Annotated in this window: 17 protein-coding genes; 10 read left to right on the top strand and 7 right to left on the bottom strand. The window is 39.6% G+C overall.

From position 1 onward, the window contains the following. The first annotated feature begins 148 nt into the window (after nt 1-148). The 6 genes from QMA00_RS03275 to QMA00_RS03250 all read left to right on the top strand — a co-directional run bounded on the left by QMA00_RS03275 (nt 149) and on the right by QMA00_RS03250 (nt 10,182). Nucleotides 149-2,167 carry an N-6 DNA methylase gene (locus QMA00_RS03275; RefSeq protein WP_290156005.1) on the top strand — a complete coding sequence of 673 codons (2,019 nt, stop codon included), beginning with the start codon at nt 149-151 and terminating at the stop codon, nt 2,165-2,167. Nucleotides 2,168-2,262: 95 nt separating this feature from the next. Further along, nucleotides 2,263-4,440, top strand: coding sequence for an anti-phage ZorAB system protein ZorA (gene zorA, locus QMA00_RS03270; protein ID WP_290156003.1), 2,178 nt, complete (start codon nt 2,263-2,265; stop codon nt 4,438-4,440). Continuing rightward, nucleotides 4,440-5,198, top strand: a complete 759-nt coding sequence (locus QMA00_RS03265) for an OmpA family protein (protein WP_273612192.1) — start codon at nt 4,440-4,442, stop codon at nt 5,196-5,198. The genes zorA and QMA00_RS03265 overlap by 1 nt, the downstream gene beginning before the upstream one ends. A gap of 2 nt (nt 5,199-5,200) precedes the next feature. Continuing rightward, a complete protein-coding gene (locus tag QMA00_RS03260; RefSeq protein WP_290156000.1) occupies nt 5,201-6,904 on the top strand; it encodes an EH signature domain-containing protein in 1,704 nt (567 codons plus the stop codon). Nucleotides 6,905-6,977: 73 nt separating this feature from the next. Continuing rightward, complete coding sequence (locus QMA00_RS03255; protein ID WP_290155999.1) at nt 6,978-10,001, top strand: DEAD/DEAH box helicase; 3,024 nt, start codon at nt 6,978-6,980, stop codon at nt 9,999-10,001. Nucleotides 10,002-10,011: 10 nt separating this feature from the next. Next, nucleotides 10,012-10,182 carry a hypothetical protein gene (locus QMA00_RS03250; RefSeq protein ID WP_290155997.1) on the top strand — a complete coding sequence of 57 codons (171 nt, stop codon included), beginning with the start codon at nt 10,012-10,014 and terminating at the stop codon, nt 10,180-10,182. Between the two features lie 159 nt (nt 10,183-10,341). On the opposite strand, the gene QMA00_RS03245 is transcribed toward QMA00_RS03250, so the two are convergent. The 6 genes from QMA00_RS03245 to QMA00_RS03220 form a co-directional block, all read right to left on the bottom strand. Continuing rightward, nucleotides 10,342-12,513 carry a M3 family metallopeptidase gene (locus QMA00_RS03245; protein WP_290155995.1) on the bottom strand — a complete coding sequence of 724 codons (2,172 nt, stop codon included), beginning with the start codon at nt 12,511-12,513 and terminating at the stop codon, nt 10,342-10,344. A gap of 443 nt (nt 12,514-12,956) precedes the next feature. Further along, complete coding sequence (locus tag QMA00_RS03240; RefSeq protein WP_290156048.1) at nt 12,957-13,301, bottom strand: c-type cytochrome; 345 nt, start codon at nt 13,299-13,301, stop codon at nt 12,957-12,959. Further along, a complete protein-coding gene (locus QMA00_RS03235) occupies nt 13,286-13,669 on the bottom strand; it encodes a hypothetical protein (RefSeq protein WP_248474764.1) in 384 nt (127 codons plus the stop codon). The genes QMA00_RS03240 and QMA00_RS03235 overlap by 16 nt, the downstream gene beginning before the upstream one ends. 111 nt (nt 13,670-13,780) lie before the next feature. Continuing rightward, complete coding sequence (locus QMA00_RS03230) at nt 13,781-14,893, bottom strand: methyl-accepting chemotaxis protein (RefSeq protein ID WP_013464646.1); 1,113 nt, start codon at nt 14,891-14,893, stop codon at nt 13,781-13,783. A gap of 229 nt (nt 14,894-15,122) precedes the next feature. Beyond that, nucleotides 15,123-15,512: a DUF2750 domain-containing protein gene (locus tag QMA00_RS03225; protein ID WP_013464647.1), complete on the bottom strand. Its 390-nt coding sequence runs from the start codon at nt 15,510-15,512 to the stop codon at nt 15,123-15,125. Nucleotides 15,513-15,576: 64 nt separating this feature from the next. Further along, complete coding sequence (locus tag QMA00_RS03220; protein ID WP_013464648.1) at nt 15,577-16,155, bottom strand: TetR/AcrR family transcriptional regulator; 579 nt, start codon at nt 16,153-16,155, stop codon at nt 15,577-15,579. A 173-nt stretch (nt 16,156-16,328) separates the two neighbouring features. Here QMA00_RS03220 and QMA00_RS03215 point away from each other — a divergent pair, with 173 nt between their 5' ends. After that, entirely contained in the window at nt 16,329-17,372 is a 1,044-nt protein-coding gene (locus QMA00_RS03215; RefSeq protein WP_076920787.1) for an alkene reductase, read from the top strand. 59 nt (nt 17,373-17,431) lie between these two features. Here QMA00_RS03215 and QMA00_RS03210 read toward each other — a convergent pair whose 3' ends face one another. After that, nucleotides 17,432-19,171, bottom strand: coding sequence for a PAS domain S-box protein (locus tag QMA00_RS03210; protein WP_076920789.1), 1,740 nt, complete (start codon nt 19,169-19,171; stop codon nt 17,432-17,434). Between the two features lie 402 nt (nt 19,172-19,573). Between QMA00_RS03210 and QMA00_RS03205 the strand changes: the two genes are divergently transcribed. The 3 genes from QMA00_RS03205 (at nt 19,574) to QMA00_RS03195 (ending at nt 24,104) form a co-directional block, all read left to right on the top strand. Then, nucleotides 19,574-21,847 (top strand): TonB-dependent receptor, encoded by a 2,274-nt coding sequence (locus QMA00_RS03205; protein WP_076920790.1) that lies wholly within the window; start codon nt 19,574-19,576, stop codon nt 21,845-21,847. Between the two features lie 68 nt (nt 21,848-21,915). After that, nucleotides 21,916-23,046, top strand: coding sequence for an alkaline phosphatase family protein (locus QMA00_RS03200; RefSeq protein WP_024601366.1), 1,131 nt, complete (start codon nt 21,916-21,918; stop codon nt 23,044-23,046). Continuing rightward, nucleotides 23,043-24,104, top strand: coding sequence for an alkaline phosphatase D family protein (locus QMA00_RS03195; RefSeq protein WP_290155993.1), 1,062 nt, complete (start codon nt 23,043-23,045; stop codon nt 24,102-24,104). Before QMA00_RS03200 ends, QMA00_RS03195 begins: the two co-directional genes overlap by 4 nt. Nucleotides 24,105-24,172 lie beyond the last annotated feature (68 nt).

Here is a 24,172-nt window from a genome sequence, read left to right as displayed (position 1 = left end):
TAAGTCAAAATTAAATAGCACAAAACGTAGGTTGGATAAGCGAAGCGCCATCCGACGATGTTGGATAAGCCAGAGCATCATTCAACAATGCCATATAAAAAATTAATTAACACAATGAGCGCAATAAGCCGCTCACACTAGGAAAGCTATGATAACCGGACCTTTAAAAAGTAAAATCGACAAACTATGGGAAGAATTTTGGACTGGCGGCATTACTAACCCGCTGACTGTAGTAGAGCAAATTACTTTTTTAATGTACGCCCGTATGCTCGACATGAACGAGCAAGCCGACGAAAAACGCAGCGCCCGTACTAAGCAGCCATTTAATCGCCGCTTTAGCGACAGTGAACAACACATTCGTTGGCAAAACCTGCGCCATTTAGGAGCCGAAGAGTTATACAAACTGGTTAAAGATGAGCTGTTTCCGTACTTTTCAAAAACCTCAGACGACGTATCGCCAGAAGGCGCGATATTTAACGAGTTTATGAAAGACGCGCAATTGATGATCCAAAAGCAAAGCTTATTGGTAAAAGCCGTTGAAATGGTTAACGATCTACCGCTTGAAAACTCAGACACCAAAGGCGATTTGTACGAATACCTTTTAAGTAAGCTCACCACCGCAGGCATTAACGGCCAATTTAGAACCCCGCGCCACATTATACGTGCCATGGTTGAAATGATGGACCCAGATGTTACCAGCCAAATTTGTGACCCATCAACCGGCACCGGTGGCTTTTTATCGGTAAGTTACGAATACCTATTACAAAAATACACATCAGCCGAGGGCATCGACCGCGAGCCTGTGCTTGATGGTGATGGCAACGTGCAATGTGATGACAGCGGTAAACCGCTTGAAAACCTGCTGTACTCAGGTGATTTAATAACCCCAGAGCAGCGCAGCCACATAGATGCTCACATGTTTAACGGCTTTGACTTTGACGCCACCATGCTACGCGTAGCCGCCATGAACCTAGTAATGCACGGCATTAAACAACCGGGCATTCATTATCAAGATACCCTAAGCCAAAACTTTAAAGAGCACTACCCGCAAAAGGCAAAAGAAGGGTACGACTTAATATTCGCCAACCCGCCATTTAAAGGTAGCCTAGACGAAGAAGACGTATGCCCCGAGTTATTACGTAAAGTAAAAACAAAAAAAACCGAGTTGCTGTTTGTTGCTTTAATTGAGCGCATGCTAAAAGTGGGGGGGAGAACTGCTACAATTGTACCTCTGGGAGTGCTAGAGGGTGAAAGTAATGCTCATAAAAAATTGAGGGAGGGGTTACTAAAAAACAATCAATTAGAGGCTGTAATAGCTTTACCTCATTGGATATTTAAACCATATGCAAGTGTAGCGACTGCAATTATTATATTAACAAAAGGAAGTAAAACGGAAAATACTTGGTTTTATCAATTAGAGAACGATGGGTTTTCTGATGGAGCCAATAAATTACCTATAGTTGGTAGTGAGCTTCCTAAATTAGTACAACTGTTTAAAAATAGAAATGAAAGTGACTATAGTCCAGAACTAGGTAAGCATCGTTTTGTTCCAATTAAAGAAATTCATGAAAATAACTTTGATTTATGCCCCAAAATTTATCTTAGGAAATATCAATACCCCGAAGGGATAAGGCTTAACAAATTAAATGAGTATTTTACTGGTTGTAAAGGAAAATTAGCTGCTGCTGAGTCAACTATGTGTGGGGAGGTTGATTTCATTACTACATCTTCGAAGTTTAAAAAGTGCGCAAATGCAGGCTTTCATGGGCAAGCTATTTGTATACCATTAGTTTCTTCAACAGGGCATGGGCACGCAAGTATAAACAACATTCATTATTATGATGGGGTTTTCCAAGCCGCATCAATACTAGGCGTGTTTCAACCCAGAGAAAATACAACATCTTTATTCGTTAAATACACATATGTTTACCTTTTAACGCATAAAGATGAAATATTAATTCCATATATGAAGGGTGCTGCGAATGTAAGCTTAACGGTTGAAAGGATACTAAATATTAAGATACCGATTATTGATGAAACTGAACAATCAGTATTAGTCGAGAGGTTCTTCGATATTTCTGAAAGTATAGCAAGTTTAGAAAAAAAGTTAGATGTAGCAAAATCACAGAAAAATTTGCTGATTGAAGAAATAAAAGCTTCTATCTAAAATAGCTTTTATTCAAATAAAGCCTTTAGTAGAAATATAAATTTGCTAATTATAAAGTAAGAAATACCCGCATTCTAAGGGATTAGGAGAAAGTAATGTTTGAAGATTTACTATTAAATGCTGATTTATTATGGCCAGATGCATTGTTAGGGCGTTGGTTTATTATTGCCATGCTATTACTTTTTGGATTCGCGATTTCTCGCGTTTTCCAATTAAGTAGTAATAGTAAAAAAACAATAAAAGGCGTGGAGGAGATTGTAGCAGGTCAAACTACAAGTTCACTTTACGATAATATTGCTACTATCAAGCATAAAGCAAAGGATTCAAACAACGAGGTAGTTAAAAACCTTTGGCGTGAGTTTGATGAAAGTTTAGTACTCGACCACCGTGAAAAAGGAGTTTATAACACTTTAGATGCTGAGCACTTTTTTAATCCAAGGACACTGGCCTCTGGCATCACTTCAAATAGATTACTCGCCGCAGCTCCCTCTTTTTTAACCGCTATTGGAGTATTAGGTACTTTTTTAGGCTTAACAATGGGCTTAAAAGGGTTGCACATGGAGACGAAGGAAATAGAAGCATTAAAAGATGGTATTACGAGCATGATTAATGGCTCGGCAATGGCATTTGTAACCTCTGTTTGGGGGGTAGGGCTTAGTTTATTGCTTAATGTGTTTGAGAAAAACACAGAGCGAAGAATAGTTAAAAAAGTAGTAAAAGTTCAGCAAACTATCGATTTTTTATTTCCTCGTTTGCCTGCTGAAAAATCACTTGTTGATATTTCTAAAAACACCAGTGATAGCAGTGAGGCTTTACAAGAGCTACATGAGCGTATTGGCGATCGCCTACAAGAAACTATTTCAGGCATGAACAAAGACATGCAAGAGGCCTTTACCAATGCACTTAATAATGTAATGGCACCTGCTATGCAGTCGTTAGTCAGTAATGCCAGCCAACAAACCAGCGGCGTGCTGGAGCATTTAATTAGTAACTTTACGGAGAGTATGCAAGCGGCAGGCAGAGGCCAAGGCGAGCTTATACAAAAGTCGACAGAGCAAATGCATGAGGCAGTAAGTAGCTTGAGCGGGCAAATGAACGCAGTGCTTGAACAAAGCAGTAAACAAGCTGAGTTACTGGCTGAGCAACAAGCAGGTGTGTCATCGCAATTTAACCAGCAACTAGAAGCGATGCTGAACAAAAGCGAAGAACGCCAACAGCTTATGGAGCAAAAACTGTTTGCAGCGATTGAATCGCAACAGGAATCGCAAGCAACACGTGAAGCAAACCATGTAGATAATTTACAGTCGGTATTAGGTGGTTGGTTAACTGAGCAATCGCAAACGCTTAATAAGCTTTCTGACTCTATGGCCGAAGTACAAACTGCAATGGGCGAATCGAATCGTGGTTTTGTTAATGAGCTTTCGAGCCAAAACGAAAAAACAACAGCGCAGCAACAGGCGTTTACCAGTGGCCTTGAAAACAGCTTACAAAGCTTTATGCAAAGCACTGAACAGCGTCAAAAGGCGCTTGAAGAAACGTTTGCCTCATTAATTAACAGCCAACAGCTTGAAGCCTCCAAGCGTGACTCAGAATATCGTGAGCAACTACAAACGCAGTTAGGTAAGTGGCTAGCACAACAAGACCAAATGCTTACCTCGATGACTGATGCAGTAAAACGTACGCAAACGCATATGGATTCGGTTATTGCACAACATAAAGACGTTATTGGAGAGCTTAAAACGGTTGCGGAGTCATCTGCTACAAGTAGCCAAAACCTGAGCAATAGCGCCAACCAAATAGGGGTGTTATCAGGTAATCTATTAAAGGCAACAGAGCTGTTTGATACGCGCTTAGCTGATATGACCGACACTATTAAAGGTATTTCTGCGCAAAATGATGGATTAGCAAATCACGTAATTGAACAAGCTAAAGTGCTAAGAGGGCTGGAAACCTCGCTTGTTGCTACAACCGAACAATTTGGTAATACAGCTAAATTAGCTCAAAGTGGCTTTAGCGAAATGAAAACACACCAGAGTGACTTTATACGTGGTGTTGAGGCATCTTTTGAAGGGCTAAGTAATACCTTAGCTAAGCAAGTATCTGATATTGAAAAGCAGACTAATGAGTGGTTACGTAGTTACTCATCAGAAGTAAATACCCAGGTAAAAGAGCGTATGGAAACCTGGAATACCACAACCCTTGAGTTTGGTGACCAAATGCGCCGAACTGTCAGCTCTATTTCTGACTTAGTGGATGAATTGGAGCGTAGCTAATGCGGGTATTTAGAAGCAACCAAGTAAGTGTTGATGAAGAAAACCCTTATTGGATGTCGTTTTCGGATATTTTGTCGGGCTTGCTTATTTTATTTGTTTTAGCGTCTGTGGTGTTAATGGTTGAGCTTATGGAAGCCAAACAAGAGCTTGAAAATAAGCAACAAGCATTTACTCAAGAGCTTGAAATGTTGCACATGGCTGAGGGTGTACGTAAAACTATATTACACGAAGCCGCTGATTTACTGCGTAAGCGAGGTATACAAGTCACGGTTAGCGAAAATGAAACGGTATTAAGTATACCTAACGATATTTTAGGGTTTGATAGCGCTGCATTTAATATAAGTGCGCAGTTCGAAGGCACTGCGCTTGAAATTGGTGAGGTGTTAGCTGAGGTTATAAATAAAGATAACCGCGAGCAATTTCTCGACACTATTTTTATTGAAGGGCACACCGACAGTAAAAACTTTAACGGCATGCTGGGTAAAGGTAATTGGGGTTTATCGACCTTTAGGGCTATTTCGTTATGGGAGCTTTGGGTTAAATTACTGCCAAGCCAACATGATTTAGCAAGTATTACTAACAAAGAAGGCAACCCGCTTTTTTCGGTGAGTGGTTATGCGGCAACAAGGCGCATGGTTGTTGAAGAGTTAACAGAGAGTGATTTTAGGTCAAACAGACGCATTGATATACGCTTTACAATTCGTAGACCCACCAGCGCTGAATACGAAACAGTAAGAAGCCGTTTGGAGATGCCTTAATTATGTTGCATTTACCTCCTATTCCAGAGCTTGCTCAGTTTAACTGGGAGAGTATTTCACAGCAGTGGAGTAGCTTAACAGTTCAAACAAAAAAAATTGCCGACGGTGCAGGGCAAGGCGAAGAATTTAAAGCCCTTGAGCAACAAGTTAGGCAATGCGTATTAAGCAGAGATGTTTCACAATTAAAAAATACACTACTTAAACGAAAAGGCGTGCGTGTTTTAACTCAGTTATGGATTGATAAAGAAGATGTAAGAAAAGGCTCATTAAACGAAGAAATAATAGATTACATACAAGCTAAACACCCCAAACTGGGTATGTCGTCGTTAATGAATTTAATTTCACTGGTTTATCGATATTTTGATGCACTGGTTGATGGCAATATTTTTAATCGATTAACGCAGTGGCTTAAACAGCAAATAGAGCAACGTTTAAAAGATCGCAAAAACTCAAGCGGCACAATATTGTCGGTGCTTAATCAAGCTAAATGGCTGCTAGATTTAACAGCCCCTAAGGCGTTAGTTAATCTTGCCAAACAAAACCACTTAGACTTAAACGAACAATTAAAAAAACTACGCTTAAACGAGCTACCGCAAGGGCGTTTTTTGGATATATGCCACGCGCAATATTACCTTGATACGCTAAGAGAAATTTCTGTTGGTGAGCAGCATGATGTTCTGCATGAGTTACTAAAACATGATGTTGCCACAATGCCTTTTGAAGAAGGTAAACGAATAGGGCACATAGCGCTTGAAATTATTATTGACCGCTCTGCTGGCGCACCCAGTGAAATATGGCAAAACTTTGTACTGAACTTAGCGGGCGATCCGCGTATTGCTAATACAGCTACAAATTACCGCCAGTGGTGGAAGCCCATTGGTGAGAGTAGAGTAAAAGTAGTAACAAGCTGGCTTGCCAAAGAAGACTTGCGGTTATTTTTAGGCGCGATTGAAGAGTACGCAAATTACACCGGTGATGAAGCGCTAAATAGAATGTTCCCTGCACGTAAGCGCTTTTTAGAAGGGCTTTATGAACATGGGTTTGTTCGTAATACCCGCTTAATGCTCGGTACTAATGCTGCGAAGACAGTAAAGACTGTATTGGGGAATGACCTTAAAATAAATTATATAAATTTAAGTGGATCTCAAGAAACTCACACCTCTATTATCTATCTAGATTGTGGAGACTTTCACATAGTAGAAGGTTCACATGAGTTTAAACTCTGGATATATATGGGGCTTCCGAGTGAAAAGCTAATAGATTATTCACTCAGTGAATTTACCCGCTCCGATTTAATACATCGCTTTCCTCGAGAGTTTAGAACTACATATCCTAATAATAATTTTAAGGACATAACTCATACGCCTACAACTTGGCAAAACAGAGCAATAGAGTTTTTAACAGAAAATGGCATTGAGCTCGATTTAGAAAAACTGTTTTATAAAGACGAATACAGAAAATATATAAATCGATATGGGCTACCTGTTGTTAGAAAAAAGGTAGAAGAAAAGAATCTTTTGGAATCTAACTTATTAAATGCTCTACAGACTTATCAACCGATTACAGCTAGGGATATGGCAAAGGTATTAGATGAAGAATTTAGTATGAAAGTTGATTACGCAGCACTCAATAAAAAACTTTTTTCGATGCTAAAAGAGGGTAGAGTCTTTATCGATGGAGCACTGCAATGGCAGCTAAAAGATTGATCTCTTTTAATGTGTAGCGCTTTAGTGTTTAATTACAATAAACTTAAGAATATTTAAATGGATTTAAAAACATATGTCACTTGTTAGTTTGATAAAAGGGCTTCTGCCTAACAATAAAAATAGTCATTTAGCAGATGAACGATATTCTTTAGTATATGACTCGTATGGCGTTAATTTTGCCACCGATGAAGCATCATTCCATTGCCTTAACAAAGGTGAAGGTGGGAGTAGTCAGCTTATTCAGCATGTTGTGCTTAAAATGCTTGAAGAAAGAGATATAGCTGAAACACTGCCTAATGGCTTTAGATTAGACAGTGAGCAAGCATGTTTATTAGACCTCGAAGATGCAGAGGTTTTAGGGCTACCGCCTTTTTTTAATAACGACTTTGACGTTGATATTCAAGGTAGAACAACTAAAAGTAACTTTTCGCTGCAGTTGTTTGCAAAATTTGAGCAGCAAAAATATCCAGTAAAAAGAAAAGGCCCCGTACTTTTTTTTAGTGAGCAAACACAATATTTAATGACGCCAGAGCAGCTTAATGCTGTTTTAGCCGTAGAAAAACATTCGTCGCTTACGCCCGATGACCGCACTGAGCTAAATAATGTGTTGGCAGTTGCTAAGTTACAGCAGGCAGTTAAAGATGGATTGGTACTTGATTTAAAACATTTTGATAAATTTGATTTAGTACAACCAGAACAAATTACAGTAACAGCAAATCAACAGGTTGATGGTAGCCTAGAGCTTAGCCCAAGCTTTGGTGATGGATCATCATCTGAAGACTTACAAAATCGTTTAGCTCAGCTCCAGGGCGACGGGCAAGTAATGCGAATAAAAGACCGCATTGTTTTACTTACTGACGATAAAAAACAAGCTGTTAAAGAAGTACTGCAAAATAGAACCATTCCTGCACACAAAGTGGCAGAATTTATTAAAACCCCTTCAGCTTTTTTAGATGCATCTATTTTAAACCTTGATCTTGGATTTTCTCTCAGAGTTGCTGGTATTGGCAAAATGGTACACATTCCCTTTGGTCAAGACAGCGATGGCAGTAATGGCTGGTTTTCGACTAATACAGACAGTGAACCACCAGAGCGGTTAGTTAAGTTGCTTGAATGCGAGGAAGACGTTGTATCGTTTGAGCAAAGCTACCAGCAAGCTAGAGGGCAAAATGCCGATAGTGTAATTGTTGATGATGAGTCAATTGATATACGCGATGAGCAGCGCGTGACTGAAACACTTGCAGAGGTAAGAGAAAATTTAGCAAATCCATCCAATGAAACGGATATATCTGATACTGATGATTTGCCGGTTAAAAAAGAACAAGTTTCTTTATTGCTTAAAGACACCGAAGAACATAATAAAGATATCGTTAATAAAGTTTCGCAGCTTAATAAAAGTATTACCTTTGACAGAACTAATTTAGCAAGAACACCTTTTCCTCACCAAGAGTCCGGCATTAGTTGGATGCTGTCGTTGCTCAAATCAGCGCAGTTGGATAATTATGAAGATATGTATCGAGTTCAGGGGGCTTTGTTAGCGGATGATATGGGGCTAGGTAAAACCTATATGACGCTGGTAATGATGGCTGAGTACCTGTCGATACAAAGGCAAAATAATAAATCAGAAAAGCCTATATTAATAGTTGCCCCGCTTAGCTTATTGGAAAACTGGGAACAAGAGGTTGATGCTACTTTTAATGAGTCGCCATTTAGGGATATTAAGGTATTACAGTCAGCAAGAGATTTAAAAGAGTTTAGAGTTAAAGGTGCTGAAAGAGAGTCTATGCAGCTGGCCACAGTTATCGATGACTCTCATGCAGATCACGAATCTATTCGTTACGCTTTACATGTTGGAGCTGATGCAGCTACAAAGCGCTTGGACATGGATAGACGTGTTGTTATTACCACCTATCAAACACTTCGAGACTATCAGTTTTCACTATGCGTAATTGATTGGGGGGTGGTGGTATTTGATGAAGCTCAGAATATTAAAAACCCGAATACACAAGCTACCCGTGCAGCTAAAGGTTTAAAAGCCGATTTTAAGTTATTGGCAACAGGCACCCCAGTTGAAAATAGTTTAAGTGAGTTTTGGTGTTTAATGGATACAGCACAACCTGGGCTATTAGGCGATTGGGGCTATTTTAGAGAGCGGTGGATTAAGCCAATAAGCAGTGCTAATGAAGAAGAAAAAGCAGAGGTGCGTTTAGACGTTGGCAACGATTTACGTAATGCTACAGGCCAGTTTATGTTACGTCGAACCAAGGAAGACGAGCTAACCGGAATGCCTACTAAAACAATTAAAACAGGCATTCATAAAGATTTAGCCGACAATATGGCATTTGCACCTGAACTCGCTCGTAATATGACCGGCGGACAATTGCTTGGCTACAACCAAATTGTTGAAGATTATAAAGCTGAAAAAGCAAAAGAGCAGGGCGGCGGCCATGCTTTAACAGTATTACAGCAATTAAGGGCTGTTAGTTTACACCCCAGGCTTGATGAGGTTTTTAAACAGCCACCTAGCAATGCAAAAGATGCTCAGCGCAATTTACAAGAGTCTGAAAAGTTGCGCATGTTGTTAGATATATTGTCAGATATAAAAAACAAACAAGAGAAGGTAATTATTTTTGCGACGACTAAAAAGCTCCAAGCCGTTCTTAAAATATGTCTAGATAAAATTTATGAGCTAAACATCCATGTTATTAATGGCGATAGTAAAGCGATGGCAACTAAGAAAGATCAGCTCTCCCGTAAAGGGATGATCACCGACTTTGAAGCCAGAGACGGCTTTAATATTATCATTATGTCGCCAGTAGCCGCAGGCGTTGGCTTAACTGTTATTGGTGCGAATCACGTCGTGCACTTAGAGCGACATTGGAACCCAGCAAAAGAGGCACAAGCTACAGACCGAGTTTATCGCATAGGTCAAAAAAAGCCTGTGTTTATTCACTTACCCTGCCTTTTACACCCAGAATATGATTCGTTTGATGTGAACCTAGACAAGCTACTTGCAAAGAAAACAATGCTAAGAGATGCAGTAGTAACCCCTGAAGTGGTGAGTGAGCATGAACTAATGTCGTCAATGGGGTTATGAGGTTAAATCCATGAAACTTCAACTTAGCGCTTCAAACGCGCTTAATAAATACTCAAAGGCTGATTTACCTTGCTTGCCATATGAACCTGGTAAACAAGCGGGGGTAAATACCCTAATTAGTGACGGCGATAATTTAAACTGGCAATTGCAGATTATTGATAACAGCTATAAATGCCGTTAAAAAACAATTGCTTGGGTGTGTGGTGGTTATGTCGGGTGGCGTGGCTTTGCCACTTAACCGACCTACGTTGGGTGGGTAATGTGTATTGTTGGGGTGTATGTGTTGGGGGGTAAAAAAGCTTGATAACGATATGTTATCAAGCCTTTGTATAGCTGCTTGTTATTCAACCGTGGCTGTTAAACCACGACGTTTAAGTAAGGCTGATGTGTCTGGCTCTTGGCCACGAAATGCTTTAAACGATTCCATCAGGTCACGCGAGTTACCGACTTCTAAAATTTCTTTACGGTATTTGTCACCTAGTTCACGTTTTAAGCCACCTTGCTCTTGTACATAAGCAAAAGCGTCAGCTGCTAAAATTTCACTCCACATGTAGGCATAGTAGCCTGCAGAGTAACCGCCTCCCATTGAATGAGAAAAGAATGCAGACTTATAACGCGGCGGCACAAATGGCACGTTAACGCCGTGTTTTGTTAAAACATCTTGCTCAAATTTTTCAATATCTTGCAGTGGGGCATCTGCCGGTAATGAGTGCCATTCCATATCTAATAAAGCAGCAGATACATATTCTAATGTATCAAAACCTTGGTTAAAGCTGCGCGATTTAATCACTTTTTCAAGCAGTTCATCAGGGATTGGCTCACTTGTTTGGTAATGTTTAGCATAGTTTGCAATGACCTCAGGGTGCATTGCCCAATCTTCTTCAAACGTAGACGGGAATTCAACAAAGTCTCTTGATACTGACGTACCAGATAAGGTTGGGTATTTTACTTTTGAAAGCATACCGTGCAAGCCATGGCCAAGCTCATGGAACATAGTGGTTGTTTCATCGTAGCTAATAAGTGTCGGCTCACCTTTGGCGCCTTTTTGAATGTTCATAACATTCACGACAACAGGTTTTTGCCCATGCAAACCAGACTGTTTAACAAACGAGCTCATCCATGCGCCGCCACGTTTACCTTCACGCGCAAAATAATCAGCAAAAAAGATAGCTAGGCTTTCACCATTTGCGTCAAATACTTCATATGCTTTTACATCTGGGTGATACACAGGTAGATCGTTACGTGGCTTAAATGTAATGCCATACAAACGATTCATGGTAAAGAATACACCGTCTTCTAATACACGGTTAAACTCAAAATATTCTTTTACTGCTTTTTCATCAAGGTTGTACTTATCTTGACGTACTTGCTCGGCATAATATAACCAATCCCATGGTTTAAGTTCGAACTGCTCTGCAGATGCATTTATTTTTTCTTGAATATCGGCAGCTTCTAACGCTACATTTTGAGTTAGCCTTGGCACCATGCTAGCAAACATATCAAATACAGCTTGTGGTTTTTTAGCCATTTGCGACTCTAAACTAAATTCAGCCCAGCTGTTGTAGCCAAGTAGCTTTGCTTTTTGTGCTCTTAATTTAACTAGTTGCGCAACAATGTCGCGATTACTAAATTCACCATCTAGCGCGCGTTCTGAAGATGCACGCCACACTTTCTCGCGTAAATCACGGTTTTGTAATGAAGCTAAAACAGGCTGGCGAGTGGTATTGGTGATTTTAATTAAATACTGCCCTTCGTGGCCGGCTTCTGTGGCTGCATTAGCAAATTGTTCAATTTGACCTGCCGATAAGCCAGCTAACTCTTTTTGGTCTTTTACGATGACAACATTACTTTTACTTAGCGCAAGTAAGTTTTGTGAAAACTGTGTCGTTAAAGTTGATAGCGATGAGTTAATATCACGTATTTGCTGCTTTTGTTCATCATTAAGCTGAGCGCCTGAGCGTACAAAACGTTTATAGTAAACGTCTAATAGTCGTGTTTCTTGCGCTGTTAATGCTAAAGAGTCTGTTTTTTCAAAAAGTGTGGCTACTTTTTTAAATAACGCATCATTTAAAAAGATGTTGTCTCTGTGCGCTGCAAGCTTTGGTGCAAGTTCTTTTTGAAGCTCACGACGCGCTGGGTTTGAGCTAGAGCCTGCAAGGTTGTAAAAAATGCTGCTTGCACGCGTTAATAACTCGCCACTTTGCTCAAGTGCCACGATGGTGTTTTCAAAAGTCGTAGGGGCTGTATTATTAATAATGTCTTGTACTTGCGCCATTTGCTGCGCCATACCTTGATTAAAGGCAGGTAAAAAATGCTCATCTTTGATGACTGCAAAGTCAGGGGTTTCGTACTGTAGTGTGCTTTTTTCTAATAATGGGTTGGTAGCTTGTTGTGCTTGCGCTGAAATACTTTGCGCAGTTGTTTGTTGTTTGTTGTCAGCGTTTACATTTGGCTCAGAGCAGCCCGAAAGTAATAACGCAGAGCTGATTGCCGTGGCGAGTAAAGTTTTCATATTTACATTCTCTTATTATTGTAACCAGTCGTTACCTTGTCATTAATCAAGTAAGAGTACGTTGACTTAAATGTAACTACACTTAGGTTGCGATAAAGTCTGAATTAACTGCGACGAGCTGTTAAGTTATATGCCCCATAGTGCATTTTTTGACGAGCGAGTAAAATATAAAGCAGTAAATAGGAGGGGCGTTGAGTGACTTAAATACGCCAGCGATGCTTAATTTATTTACCTATCTAGTTAACCTGAACTCCGGATAATAAATCCATCTCAAGCAGCTATTTTCAGCGCTAACTGCGTTGAATTTACTTGCAATAGGCTAGCTATTGACGCGTAATTTCGCCTTGTTTTCACTAAAAATCTCTAGCTTGAGAAAATAAACATAAATATCATTTTGATTCAATATGTTAGTAAATCTCTTAACCAGAGTTCAGGTTAGTTATTTATCGACGCACGTCTTTTGGTGCGTCACCTTTTGGCCAGTCATCCGCTTTATTGGCAAAAATAGGGCGTTCTAAATGTGAAAAGTAATAAGCAATATCAACAGCTTGTTGCTCGGTTAACATGCCTTCTTGGCCCAATGGCATATTTCCTTTAATAAATGCCGCTGCGGTGTAAGTGCGTGCCATACCTGCACCATCATTAAACGACTGACTGCCGGCAATGGCTGGGAACATGTAAGTATTATTAGGGTATAAGCCTTGACCGTCTAGTTGGTGACAGCTTGCACAGTGCTGAACGTAAAGAGTTTTTCCGTTATCGGCGTTTGATACTAGCTCTTTATTAATAGTGACAAAACCTGTGTTGTCTTGCAGATCGTTTTTGTTTTTATATTTTGTGATAAAAAGTTCATGTAGCTGACAATAGCCTGCATATGCACTGAATTAGTAGGCAGTGGCTGACCGTTCATTGAGCGTTGAAAACAGCCATTAATTCTGTCTTCAATGGTGTTTATTTTTGCATTACGTGAACGATACTTTGGATATACCACATTCATGCCCACATAAGGCGCGGCTTTGGCTACACGCCCTTCATTAAGATGGCAAGTGCTACAATTGAGCTTATTATTTACGTTATTGGGAAGTTGTTTATAGGTATCAATAATTAATAAGCGCCCATAACGAATTAAATCCGACTTTTGATTATTGAACAGCATTGCTTAGGTGGAGGTGTCATTAGTTTGTGATTGATTTATATAAGTTTGGTATGCATAGCCAAATGATTATGAATCATAACGCTATGCAAAGTGAGGTGTTTTTTGACTATTTTATTTACAGTTATAATCCATAATTTTGTGTGATAAAGCGCTAAGTATGTCCACTACTTTAAAACTTGCTTGCTCCATAAGAGATACTTTTTCTACAGCAGTATTGATATCGCCTAATTGGAATGCTTCTAAAGCAGCAAAGCCATTCTTATGGACATCTTCATGTGGTTGCTCTAATGCTTTAAAGTCGTTAATGCTTGAATATTTTAATGCACCTTCACCTTGGTAATACCATTTACCTAAACGACACATGGTATGATCAGAAAAGTCTTCTGCAGTCTTATTTGATTGGCCTAAAATGACTTTATAAATATCGTATTTCCATACAATGTGATCCATTTTTACTGTTTGAATAAATGCATCGGCACTTGAATTAACAATAACGCTATACATATTTTGTGATAGTTCAACCACTTTTTTAGCGGTAGCATCAATTTCTGATGAGCTATTTGCAATGCCATCACTTTCTTCGCTAACGTTAGTAATGTTAGTTACAACGCTTTGCATTTGCTCATTGACCTTAGCTATTAAATTAGAAATTTCGTTAGATGCATCAGAAGAGCGCTGAGCGAGCGTCCTTACTTCATCTGCCACAACAGCAAAGCCTCGTCCTTGCTCTCCGGCTCTAGCGGCCTCGATAGCCGCATTGAGTGCAAGTAAATTTGTTTGATCAGAAATCCCTTTAATTATGTTTACAAAATCATTAATTCCGATTGTTACTGACTGCAATTCTTTAACGGATTTAGTGGCTGATTTTGTATCTCTTGAGATATTATGTGTTGACGATGAAGTCGTTGCTAACATATCTAAAATTGTATCAAGTAATTCTTGGGATGACTTAAATGACGTAATATCATTAATTAGTTTATGTGAAGTTGAGGCTAAGCTTTCTCTGATGTCACTAATTAAATCAGATGACTGTAATGATAATGTGTTTAATTCACGCTGTTTTACAAAGGCTGTATCATTTGCTATTTCATTGTCGTTTTGTTGTGATTGCTCGCTGTTTGCTGCTAACAATTGCGCTTCAAGCTTTTCATTGGTTTTTTTTAATTGAATTAACTCGTTATTTAACTCATTAATTTTGTTTTTATATTTCGAATTGAACAGCATGTAGACCCCAATTTAAACACAGAAAATAAACGTATATTTTTTATTAAATTTACCTGAACATTGATTACTTTATTCGATTTTTTACAGGGGTGGAATTGACGTCCACCCAGGTCGATTTTTATAAAAGTAAGTTACAACACTATAATAGATGCTTTATAACCTTTTGGTAAATAAACTTTTCTTTTAATGCTTATAATAAGCTTGTTTAAGGTGAACACTGCTTTAGAAGTTAGTACTTCCTAATTGATTTACTCAACTGGGCTTGAAACTCATCAGGGAATAAAATTGTGCCGTCGTCTTCTTCGGTAGGGAACACGGCCACCAGTAAGTCGTCTTCTTCAAGGCCAGGTGTCCAGCGGCTAAACCAATCGTTTGTTGGAATTGCTTTAGGTGTACAGCCTTGCCATTCGCCGGTTGCCCAGGCTTGTGCGAACTCTCGTGTTGGCCATACCGGCACGCAATCGTCGTCCTCGTTAGTGAGCATTACGCAGCCGTCGTCATCGTTTAAAATCCACACTTGCTTAAATTGCTGCACGGTTTCGTACATGTATGCGAGTCGTTTTTTTGCGCCAAGGCCTAAAATTACGTCGTCTTGCTTTGATAAATTATCGGTGGTCATTTTTGGCTCTCTCTCACTGTGGAGTATACAAAGAGCAGCGAGCTGCTGCGCTTTAAAATTTAGTTTAGCTGATAGCTGCTAGTAGCTCATTGGCTAGTTGGTTTAGTGCGTCGGGGTCTTGGTTTGTTAATGCGTAGGTGCGTAATCCATATATACCCATAACACAAAATCGTGCCAGCTCTATGGCACTTCGGCCATTGGTAATTTCTTTATTATCAATTGCTTTTTGTAACTGCTGCGCAAAAGCGTGCTCATATGCAGTTAAATTAGTACGCAATACGTGGCAAATTTGTGGATCGTTACCCTCTACCTCGCTAATGCTTTTTGTGAGCAGGCACACTTTGGTTGCTTCACCGTCAACGCATTCTTGCACAATGATATTAAGGTATTGTTTCAGCGTATCTAAAATACAACTGCTGTGCTCAAACAGCGCCGTAAACTGTGTATTGCGATCGGTTTGGTATTGCTCAGTAGCGGCTAAAAAAATGCCTTTTTTACTTCCAAATGCCGCGTATAACGAGCCTGGATGTAAATGGGTTGCTTGAGTCAGTTTTTGCATACTGGTTTTTGCATAGCCATGAAGCATAAACATCGCCATTGCTTGGCGCAGTACAAACTCTGTATCAAATTCTGCAGTTCTCATAATGACTCTTCTCGTTGGCAGAGTAGGTAAAGCGAACTTTCAGCAATAATCCTACTTTAAGCAGCGTTTAGGTAAAGCAGTTTACGCAATCTTGAACAAAGTTTCAAAATTATACTTGAATATTCATTCAAGTGACCTTATCTTGAATGTACATTCAACAAAGGATAAACATTATGTCGACAGACTTACTTTCACCTTTTAAATTAAATAACAGCATTGAACTGCAAAACCGTGTACTAATGGCACCACTAACTCGTTGTATGGCAGATGACAATTTAGTGCCTACACAAGCTATGGTTGATTACTACGCTCGTCGTGCTGATGTAGGATTAATTATTAGTGAAGCAATTATTATTCGTGCCGATGCACAAGGTTACCCAAATACACCGGGTATCTTCACTAGTGAACAAGTTCAAGGTTGGAAAAAAGTCACTGACGCCGTGCATGCCAATGGCGGTAAAATGTTTGCACAATTATGGCATGTTGGCCGTGTTGCTCACCCTCACTTTTTTGGTGGTGATGTACTCGCACCATCGGCGATAGGGGTTGAAGGTTCAGTACCGCGTATGCGCGAGCTAACTTATATTACGCCAAAAGCTGCCACTAAAGATGATATTAAAGGCTTAGTGGCTGACTACGCTAAAGCGGCAGAAAACGCGATGGAAGCAGGTTTTGACGGCGTGGAAATTCATGGTGCTAATGGCTATTTAATTGACCAATTTTTACATTATGCTGCCAATGAGCGTGATGACGAGTACGGGCAAACACCAGAAAATATGTCTCGTTTTGCACTGGAAGTAACCGATGCAGTTATTGATGTTGTAGGCAATGAGCGTACCGCTATGCGTTTAACACCAGGTGCCTACTTTAATATGAGCGAAGACAATCGTGATAAAGCAGTATTTGACTACTTATTACCAGAGCTTGAAAACCGCAAGTTAGCTTATTTACACGGCGGTATTTTTGACGACAGCATGCGTTTTGATTCACTAGAAGGTAAATCAACCTCTGAATTTTTACGAGCTGGTTATGCAAGTACCTTAGTGGGTGTAGGTAGTTATAGTTTTGAAACTGCCAAACAAGCGATCAACGATAATAAATTTGATTTAATTGCCATTGGTCGCCCACTTATTGCTAACCCAGATTACATTAGCAAAATTAAAAATGGTGAAGAAGTGACACCTTATAGTGATGAGATGCTTGCTGAGTTAGTTTAAGTTTTAAAGAGTTCTCACTAATAAGCCCACAAGTGTGGGCTTATTACTTAAAAGCGGATTTATGAATCTATCTTTTTGGATAATTCTGCAAGCTCTTGAATTTTAGTAACCGTTTCTTTTATGTAGCCGTTTATTTCTTCAGAAGATGCCTTTGAATTGCCTGCAAGAGTTCTTACCTCGTCAGCAACAACAGCAAAACCGCGTCCCATTTCACCTGCTCTTGCGGCTTCAATAGCAGCATTGAGTGCAAGTAAATTTGTTTGCTCTGATATTCCATTAATTGTTTCTACTATTTTGCTGATAGTTTGGCTTATATCTAATAATTCTTTCATTGATATTTGAGTTTGATTAACTGCTTTTTTTCTTTCCGTTATATTTAAACCTATAAACATATAACTAGTAGTTTGACCATTAACATCTCGAAGAGCACATATTCTTGCATCAAAGGCACTGTATTGATTGTTTTTTTCAAGTTCAAAAGTTTTTGAGATATGTTTGTTTTTGTCTAAAAATGCTTTTTCTTCAACGCTGAGATCAGAAATCAGATTTTTAGCAAACTCTTCTACAGAAAAATTGGGTTTTAATGCCGTTTTTAGTAATTCGTTACAATCAAGTACTTCACCATGAAGAGACACTTGCAACATAGCTATAGACTCGCCGATAGTTTCTAGTTTGTTTGTGAAATCAAGCGCCATTTGCTTTACTTCAGATATATCAGCTTGAATTGCAATGTAATTTTCTAATTTCCCTTCTCTTATTACTGGGTTGATAGATAGCGAGGTCCAGTAAGCACTCCCCGATTTTTTATAGTTTAATATTTCTCCATAAAAAGGAGTTCGATTTTTAAGATGTGTGCGTATCGTTTCTATCATGTTTTTGTCAGAATCTTTGCCTTGTAAAAAACTGCCTGGTTTCTTACCTTTTACTTCACTTAAAGCGTATCCTGTTAAACGTTCAAATCCATTGTTTACATATTGAATATAGCCGTTAGGATCGGTGATTATTACCGCGTTGTCTGTTTCGTTTGCAACAAGTGACAACATCCGTTGTTCTTCTCTAGTTATTACCTCTTGCGTTACATCTTTGATAAAAGCTGTGTAAATAACGCGATTAGCTAATTTAATTTTCGATAGCGATAATCGCCCCCACACAGTTGTTCCATCTTTGCGTTCAATTTCAACTTCTCTACTGGTACCAACTATTTTATCGACACCTGTGTTTCGGTTTGCATTTACAAGCTCATCATGGTTATGTTGTATTGCATGGGGTACTAGCATTTTTACATTGTTTCCCATTACTTCTTGTTTACTGTAACCCCACAGTGTTTCAGCGGCTTTGTTATACAAAGTGATACAATTATTTTCATCAATACATACAACTGCATCAAGGGCTTGCTCTAACGATTGCTCATTGATTTCTTTTGCTTCACGCTCTGCTGATATATCTCTTATAAAAGCGGTGTAATGTTTGTTGTTATTTACTTTCACCTGAGAAAGCGCTAGTTCGACCCAAATGCGACTTCCCGATTTAGTTTGTAACTCAACTTCTCGGTAGCTGCCAACAATTTTGTCTTGCCCGGTTTCTCTATGATGATTTACATAGTCGTCGTGGTTTGTTTTATGTTCGTCAGGGACTAGTTTTCGTATGTTGTGACCGAGTACTTCATCTTCTGTGTAGCCCCATAATTTTTGCGCGGCTTTGTTATAAAAGACAATATTGTTTTTTTCATCTATGGAAACAATTGCCGTAATAGACTGTTTTAATGCTTGCTCAGCGCTATTAGCGAAAAAATTAAACATAGTGCAGCTACCTGTAATTAAAGCGTTAATAAAAAGATAGCCCAGGAAAAGCTGATTGCAAAATTGGTTTTTAACTTTGTATAAAACTGTGTTTTTGGGCTAAAAGTTATCACTTTATGGGCTCTTAACTTTTTATATCTAAGTTAAATAAGATTTTGATCAATTGCAGTTAGAAAGAGTGAGAAAATTTTATGACTTTAGAGAGTCCCTTGGCTTTTGGGTGCTGTTTTAGTCTGATTGCTCTTAATTACGATGTGCTTGATTTGATTACTTTACGTCATAATTAACTCATATTTGTTTAACCTGTTTGTCAATAAAGTTCCCCCTCGTTGTCATATTTAAAAAATAGACTGTGCCCGCTTTCATAATTACCTTTTATAATTAGAATCAAACGGGACAACAATGTACGCTTTAAAAAATAAATCGATTTTGAGCATGGCTGTGGCCATGGCGGTATCAACTTCAGCTTATGCTAACGATAACGTGATAGAAGAAGTAACCGTTACTGCAAAACCAACCAGTTATGCAAACAACGTTATTGAACCTGCCATGCTTGAGCAACAAAGCTCGGTATCCAGTGTGTTATCAGTAATAGATAACTTACCTGGCATTAGCATAAACGAAGGCGACGCATTTGGCGGCGACGATTGGTCAACCACTATTACCATGCGTGGTTTTAGTATCGACTCAAACCAGCAGCAATTAGGTATGACGGTAGACGGTATTCCTAATGGCGGTTCTAATTATGGCGGTGGTGCTAAAGCGAATCGTTACCTAGATAGCGAAAATCTTGTCACCGTGGAAGTAGGTCAGGGCACTTCAGATATTAAATCAGCCTCGTTAGAGGCGCTAGGCGGTACTTTTAACTTTGTAAGTAAAGCGCCTAGCTTTGAAAAAAGCACCACTTTTGCTTATACCTCAGGCAGCCATGACGCAAGCCGCTATTACGTTAAACACGAAACTGGCACCATTTTTGATAATACTCAAGCGTATGTGAGTTATTCGCAAACCGATACTAGCCGCTGGATTGGCTCGGGCAGCAATGGCGGGAAAGATAACCAACATGCTGAAGCGAAATTTGTCACCACCCTTGATGAGTTAACTATAACAGGGCGTTTATCTTACGATGATGTAAGCGAGACGAATTATAATAGCGTGAGCTTGGCACAATTTGAACAAACTCCAGATTGGGATCAACTAACATGGAATTGGACAGGCGTTCCGCACTTTGACCAAATGTTTGCAGAAGGTTGGGGCACGCTGCGTGAAAACACTCTAGGGTATTTAAAGTTTGAATACGCGATTTCACCCACCTCATTGTTAACCATTAGCCCTTATTATCATAAAAACTCAGGCCGAGGTGATTGGATCCCTCCTTATTTAACGTCCCCTGTAGATGAAAATGGTAACCCAACCACAGAAGGTGGCACAAACGCAGGCTCTTATGGCTTTACAGATAGTAATGGTAACCCACTTGCTCCCAATGCAGGTTGTACGGCTAGCTTAAACTGGCCGTGGGAGTCAGGCCCTGAGCTTAATCCTGCATGTTACGATGCTGATGCAACGCCAGTTATGTCTTATCGTCATACACATTATAATAAAGACCGTTTAGGGGTAACTGCTAATTATCAAGCAAGCATTGGCATGCACGATATTGAAGCCGGTTTTTGGTATGAGCAAAGCGACCGTGATGAGTCACGAGATTGGCATAAAGTTATAGATGCGCGCATTTATCATCACTTTGATAACACCCCTTATTGGACGCAATATAAAAACACCTTTGAGACCGACACCCTTAAATGGTACGCCCAAGACTCAATGTCATTTGACGACTTAACTCTTAACCTAGGGGTTAAAAAGTACTTAGTAGACATAGAAAAGTATGACCATTATCAAAACGCCACCACAGCTAAAGTAAACAGTGATTCAGACCTTCTATTTAGTGGCGGTATTTTATATCAGTTAAACAGTAACACTGAGTTATTTACCAGCTACAGCGAAAACTTTGCCGCCATTAAAGATGGTGTGCTTGAGCGCGATAGCTCTGACTTGTCAGCTATTGAGCCAGAAACCGCAGAAAATATTGATTTAGGGGTGCGTTATGACAATAACGCACTTAAATTAACGGCAACGGCTTACTCAATTGAATTTGATAACCGTATTACCTTTATAGCGCCAGGTAGCGACACGGGTGGTATAGACTACACCATAGGTACTAACGGCTCGTACCTCAATGTGGGCGGTATTGAATCGAAAGGTTTAGAGCTATCAGCAAGTTATATGTTGAGCCCACAGTGGAATGTATATAGCTCATACACCAATAATAACTCTGAATATAAAGGCGATGCGCCAGGCTTTGAAGCTGGAGGCAAAGTAATTGATTCAGTAGATGATTTATTTGTGCTTTCAACCGATTATTACAGCGGTGATTTCCGCTTTGGTTTATCGGCTAAATACACTGGCGAGCGTGGCGATGTAGATAGCTATACCGTGGTTGATTTAAATGCAGGCTACGCAGCTGAAGTTAATGCTGGCCCCTTCAAAGCAATTGATATTGCTTTTGTGGTTTACAACATTACTGATGAAAGCTACCTAGCGGGCGGCACAGGTAATGGGAGTACTTACTTTATTGGCTCACCACGCACAGCAGCAGTTACATTAACGGCTACTTTTTAAACCTAATGTAACCTTATATAAGCCCATCATCGATGGGCTTTTTACTATATAAAGTTGATGAGAACACTATGAAAAGCATGATAAAAATAACCGGATTAAGTTTAATTTTATTGTTTAATAATGTGGCATTGGCTGCTCAACAAAATGTAGTGTTAGTCACCCTTGACGGCGTACGCTGGCAGGAAGTATTTAATGGTGCCGATAAAAACCTGCTCAATAATAAAGAATTTGTTAAGCAACCAGCACAGTTAAGCAATGAATTTTGGGATGAAAGGGTGCAACAGCGCCAGCAATTATTAATGCCGTTTTTAACACAAACGATTGCCACTCAAGGCGTAATTATGGGCGACAGAGCAAACGGCTCAGCGATGTCAGTGAGTAATCCATGGTATTTTTCATACCCTGGTTATAACGAAATTCTTACCGGCGAAGTGGATGAAAACATTAACAGTAACGATAAAGTATTTAATCCAAATAAAACCATTTTAGAGCGATTAGATGCGCAGCCTGAATTTAAAAACAGCACGGCTTTATTTGGTAGCTGGGATGTGTTTCCTTACATTGTAAATACTAAGCGTAGTCATGTGTATGTAAACGCAGGATTTATGCCTATTGCCGATGATTTATTTGCCGATGCCCCCCTGTTAAACGCATTACAAACAGAAATCCCCAGCCCATGGCACAATGTGCGGCTTGATAGTTTTACCTATCGATTTGCTAAAGCCTATATGCTGGCGAAAAAGCCAAGATTATTGGTTATTAGCTTAGGAGAAACTGACGACTTTGCTCACGATGGCCATTACGATGCTTACTTAAAGTCGGCCAAACAAAGCGATGCATTTTTAAAAGATTTATGGCAAACCATTCAAAGCACAGCAGGTTATAAAAATAATACTACGTTAATTGTTACTACCGATCATGGCCGTGGCAGCTACGCAAACGATTGGCAACATCACAGCTCTAAACGGGCACTAGCGAAGTCGGAGCAGGGTAAAAAGGCATTTCCTGAGGGAATTATTGGCTCAGAGCATATTTGGCTTGCTGCCATTGGCCCTACAATTAAAGGTAATGGCTTAATAAAAACCGATAATGAGCTTAAACAAGCGCAAATTGCCGCCACCGTTTTAAAAGCACTTGGGCAAAACCCAAACACGATTAACCCTAATATGGCACCGGCTATTAACGAGATTTTAAAATGAAACAGTTACTAAAAACTTTTAATCATTCAGCGCTGTTACTTGCTTTTGTTATTAGTGGTGGCGCAATGGCTGCGCCGTCTAAAATATTGTTTGGCTCGTGTGGGCATCAAGATAAAGACATCCCCATCTTTAATGCGATTAACAAAGAGCAGGGTGATTTATTTATATTTTTAGGCGATAACATTTATGGCGATACTAACGACATGGCCGTGCTTAAAAATAAATACCAACGATTAGGGGCAAAGCCTGGCTTTAAAACCTTAAAAGCAAATACACCCCTAATAGCCATGTGGGACGATCACGACTATGGTCAAAACGATGCGGGTAAAGAGTATCCGCAAAAAGAAGCATCACGGCAAATTATGCTCGATTTTTGGCAAGAACCTGCTAATTCAAAACGCCGTACCCGCCCTGACGGCATTTATACCTCGTACATGTATGGCGAAGGCGAGCAAACCGTGCAGGTGATCATGCCTGACTTACGCTTTAATCGCGATAAGCTTAATTCAGTGAGCGAACTTGAGTATTTTACAAAGCGTAAAGCAAATAACCAAGGACCGTACAGTCCAACCGAAGTAAAAGGCGCGTCTATGCTTGGAGAGGCGCAGTGGCAATGGCTTGAAGCCGAACTTAAAAAGCCAGCAGCGATTAAACTAATTGCATCAAGCTTGCAGTTACTGCCTGATTTTACTGGCTGGGAATCGTGGGCAAATTTTCCAGAGGATAGAAACCGTTTATTTTCGTTAATAAAAAAACACCACGTAAATGGCGTGGTGATCATCAGCGGCGATACTCATTGGGGGGAAATTTCAAGGTATCAACACAATCTTGATTACCCACTCTTTGAAATGACCAGCTCAGGCCTGACTGAAAAATGGAAAGACGTTAGCCCAAATAAACATCGTGTCGGTGATTACACGCATAATGTTAACTATGGCGATTTAACCATTGATTGGCAGCAAGCAGATCCAGGCTTGTCACTTAAGCTCAAAGGCATTGATGGTAACGTAATAATGCAAAGTGACTTTAGCTTATCTAGCATAAGCCCATACCAATAGTTGGTTTAATATAAAAACGCACAGTGACTAAAGTGAGTCCTGTGCGTTTAAAAAATCAGCTAGCTACT

Origin of the sequence: Pseudoalteromonas sp. APC 3694 (genome assembly GCF_030407565.1) — a bacterium.
GTDB lineage: Bacteria > Pseudomonadota > Gammaproteobacteria > Enterobacterales > Alteromonadaceae > Pseudoalteromonas > Pseudoalteromonas tetraodonis.
The sequence above is the reverse complement of the archived record's forward strand: the minus strand, read 5'-3'. Positions and strand labels throughout refer to the sequence as shown.

Bases quoted from the DNA above. Each gene is read 5' to 3' on its own strand.
- QMA00_RS03275 (WP_290156005.1), top strand. From the start codon at position 149: ATGATAACCGGACCTTTAAAAAGTAAAATCGACAAACTATGGGAAGAA.
- zorA (WP_290156003.1), top strand. From the start codon at position 2,263: ATGTTTGAAGATTTACTATTAAATGCTGATTTATTATGGCCAGATGCA.
- QMA00_RS03265 (WP_273612192.1), top strand. From the start codon at position 4,440: ATGCGGGTATTTAGAAGCAACCAAGTAAGTGTTGATGAAGAAAACCCT.
- QMA00_RS03260 (WP_290156000.1), top strand. From the start codon at position 5,201: ATGTTGCATTTACCTCCTATTCCAGAGCTTGCTCAGTTTAACTGGGAG.
- QMA00_RS03255 (WP_290155999.1), top strand. From the start codon at position 6,978: ATGTCACTTGTTAGTTTGATAAAAGGGCTTCTGCCTAACAATAAAAAT.
- QMA00_RS03250 (WP_290155997.1), top strand. From the start codon at position 10,012: ATGAAACTTCAACTTAGCGCTTCAAACGCGCTTAATAAATACTCAAAG.
- QMA00_RS03245 (WP_290155995.1), bottom strand. From the start codon at position 12,513: ATGAAAACTTTACTCGCCACGGCAATCAGCTCTGCGTTATTACTTTCG.
- QMA00_RS03235 (WP_248474764.1), bottom strand. From the start codon at position 13,669: ATGCTGTTCAATAATCAAAAGTCGGATTTAATTCGTTATGGGCGCTTA.
- QMA00_RS03230 (WP_013464646.1), bottom strand. From the start codon at position 14,893: ATGCTGTTCAATTCGAAATATAAAAACAAAATTAATGAGTTAAATAAC.
- QMA00_RS03225 (WP_013464647.1), bottom strand. From the start codon at position 15,512: ATGACCACCGATAATTTATCAAAGCAAGACGACGTAATTTTAGGCCTT.
- QMA00_RS03220 (WP_013464648.1), bottom strand. From the start codon at position 16,155: ATGAGAACTGCAGAATTTGATACAGAGTTTGTACTGCGCCAAGCAATG.
- QMA00_RS03215 (WP_076920787.1), top strand. From the start codon at position 16,329: ATGTCGACAGACTTACTTTCACCTTTTAAATTAAATAACAGCATTGAA.
- QMA00_RS03210 (WP_076920789.1), bottom strand. From the start codon at position 19,171: ATGTTTAATTTTTTCGCTAATAGCGCTGAGCAAGCATTAAAACAGTCT.
- QMA00_RS03205 (WP_076920790.1), top strand. From the start codon at position 19,574: ATGTACGCTTTAAAAAATAAATCGATTTTGAGCATGGCTGTGGCCATG.
- QMA00_RS03200 (WP_024601366.1), top strand. From the start codon at position 21,916: ATGAAAAGCATGATAAAAATAACCGGATTAAGTTTAATTTTATTGTTT.
- QMA00_RS03195 (WP_290155993.1), top strand. From the start codon at position 23,043: ATGAAACAGTTACTAAAAACTTTTAATCATTCAGCGCTGTTACTTGCT.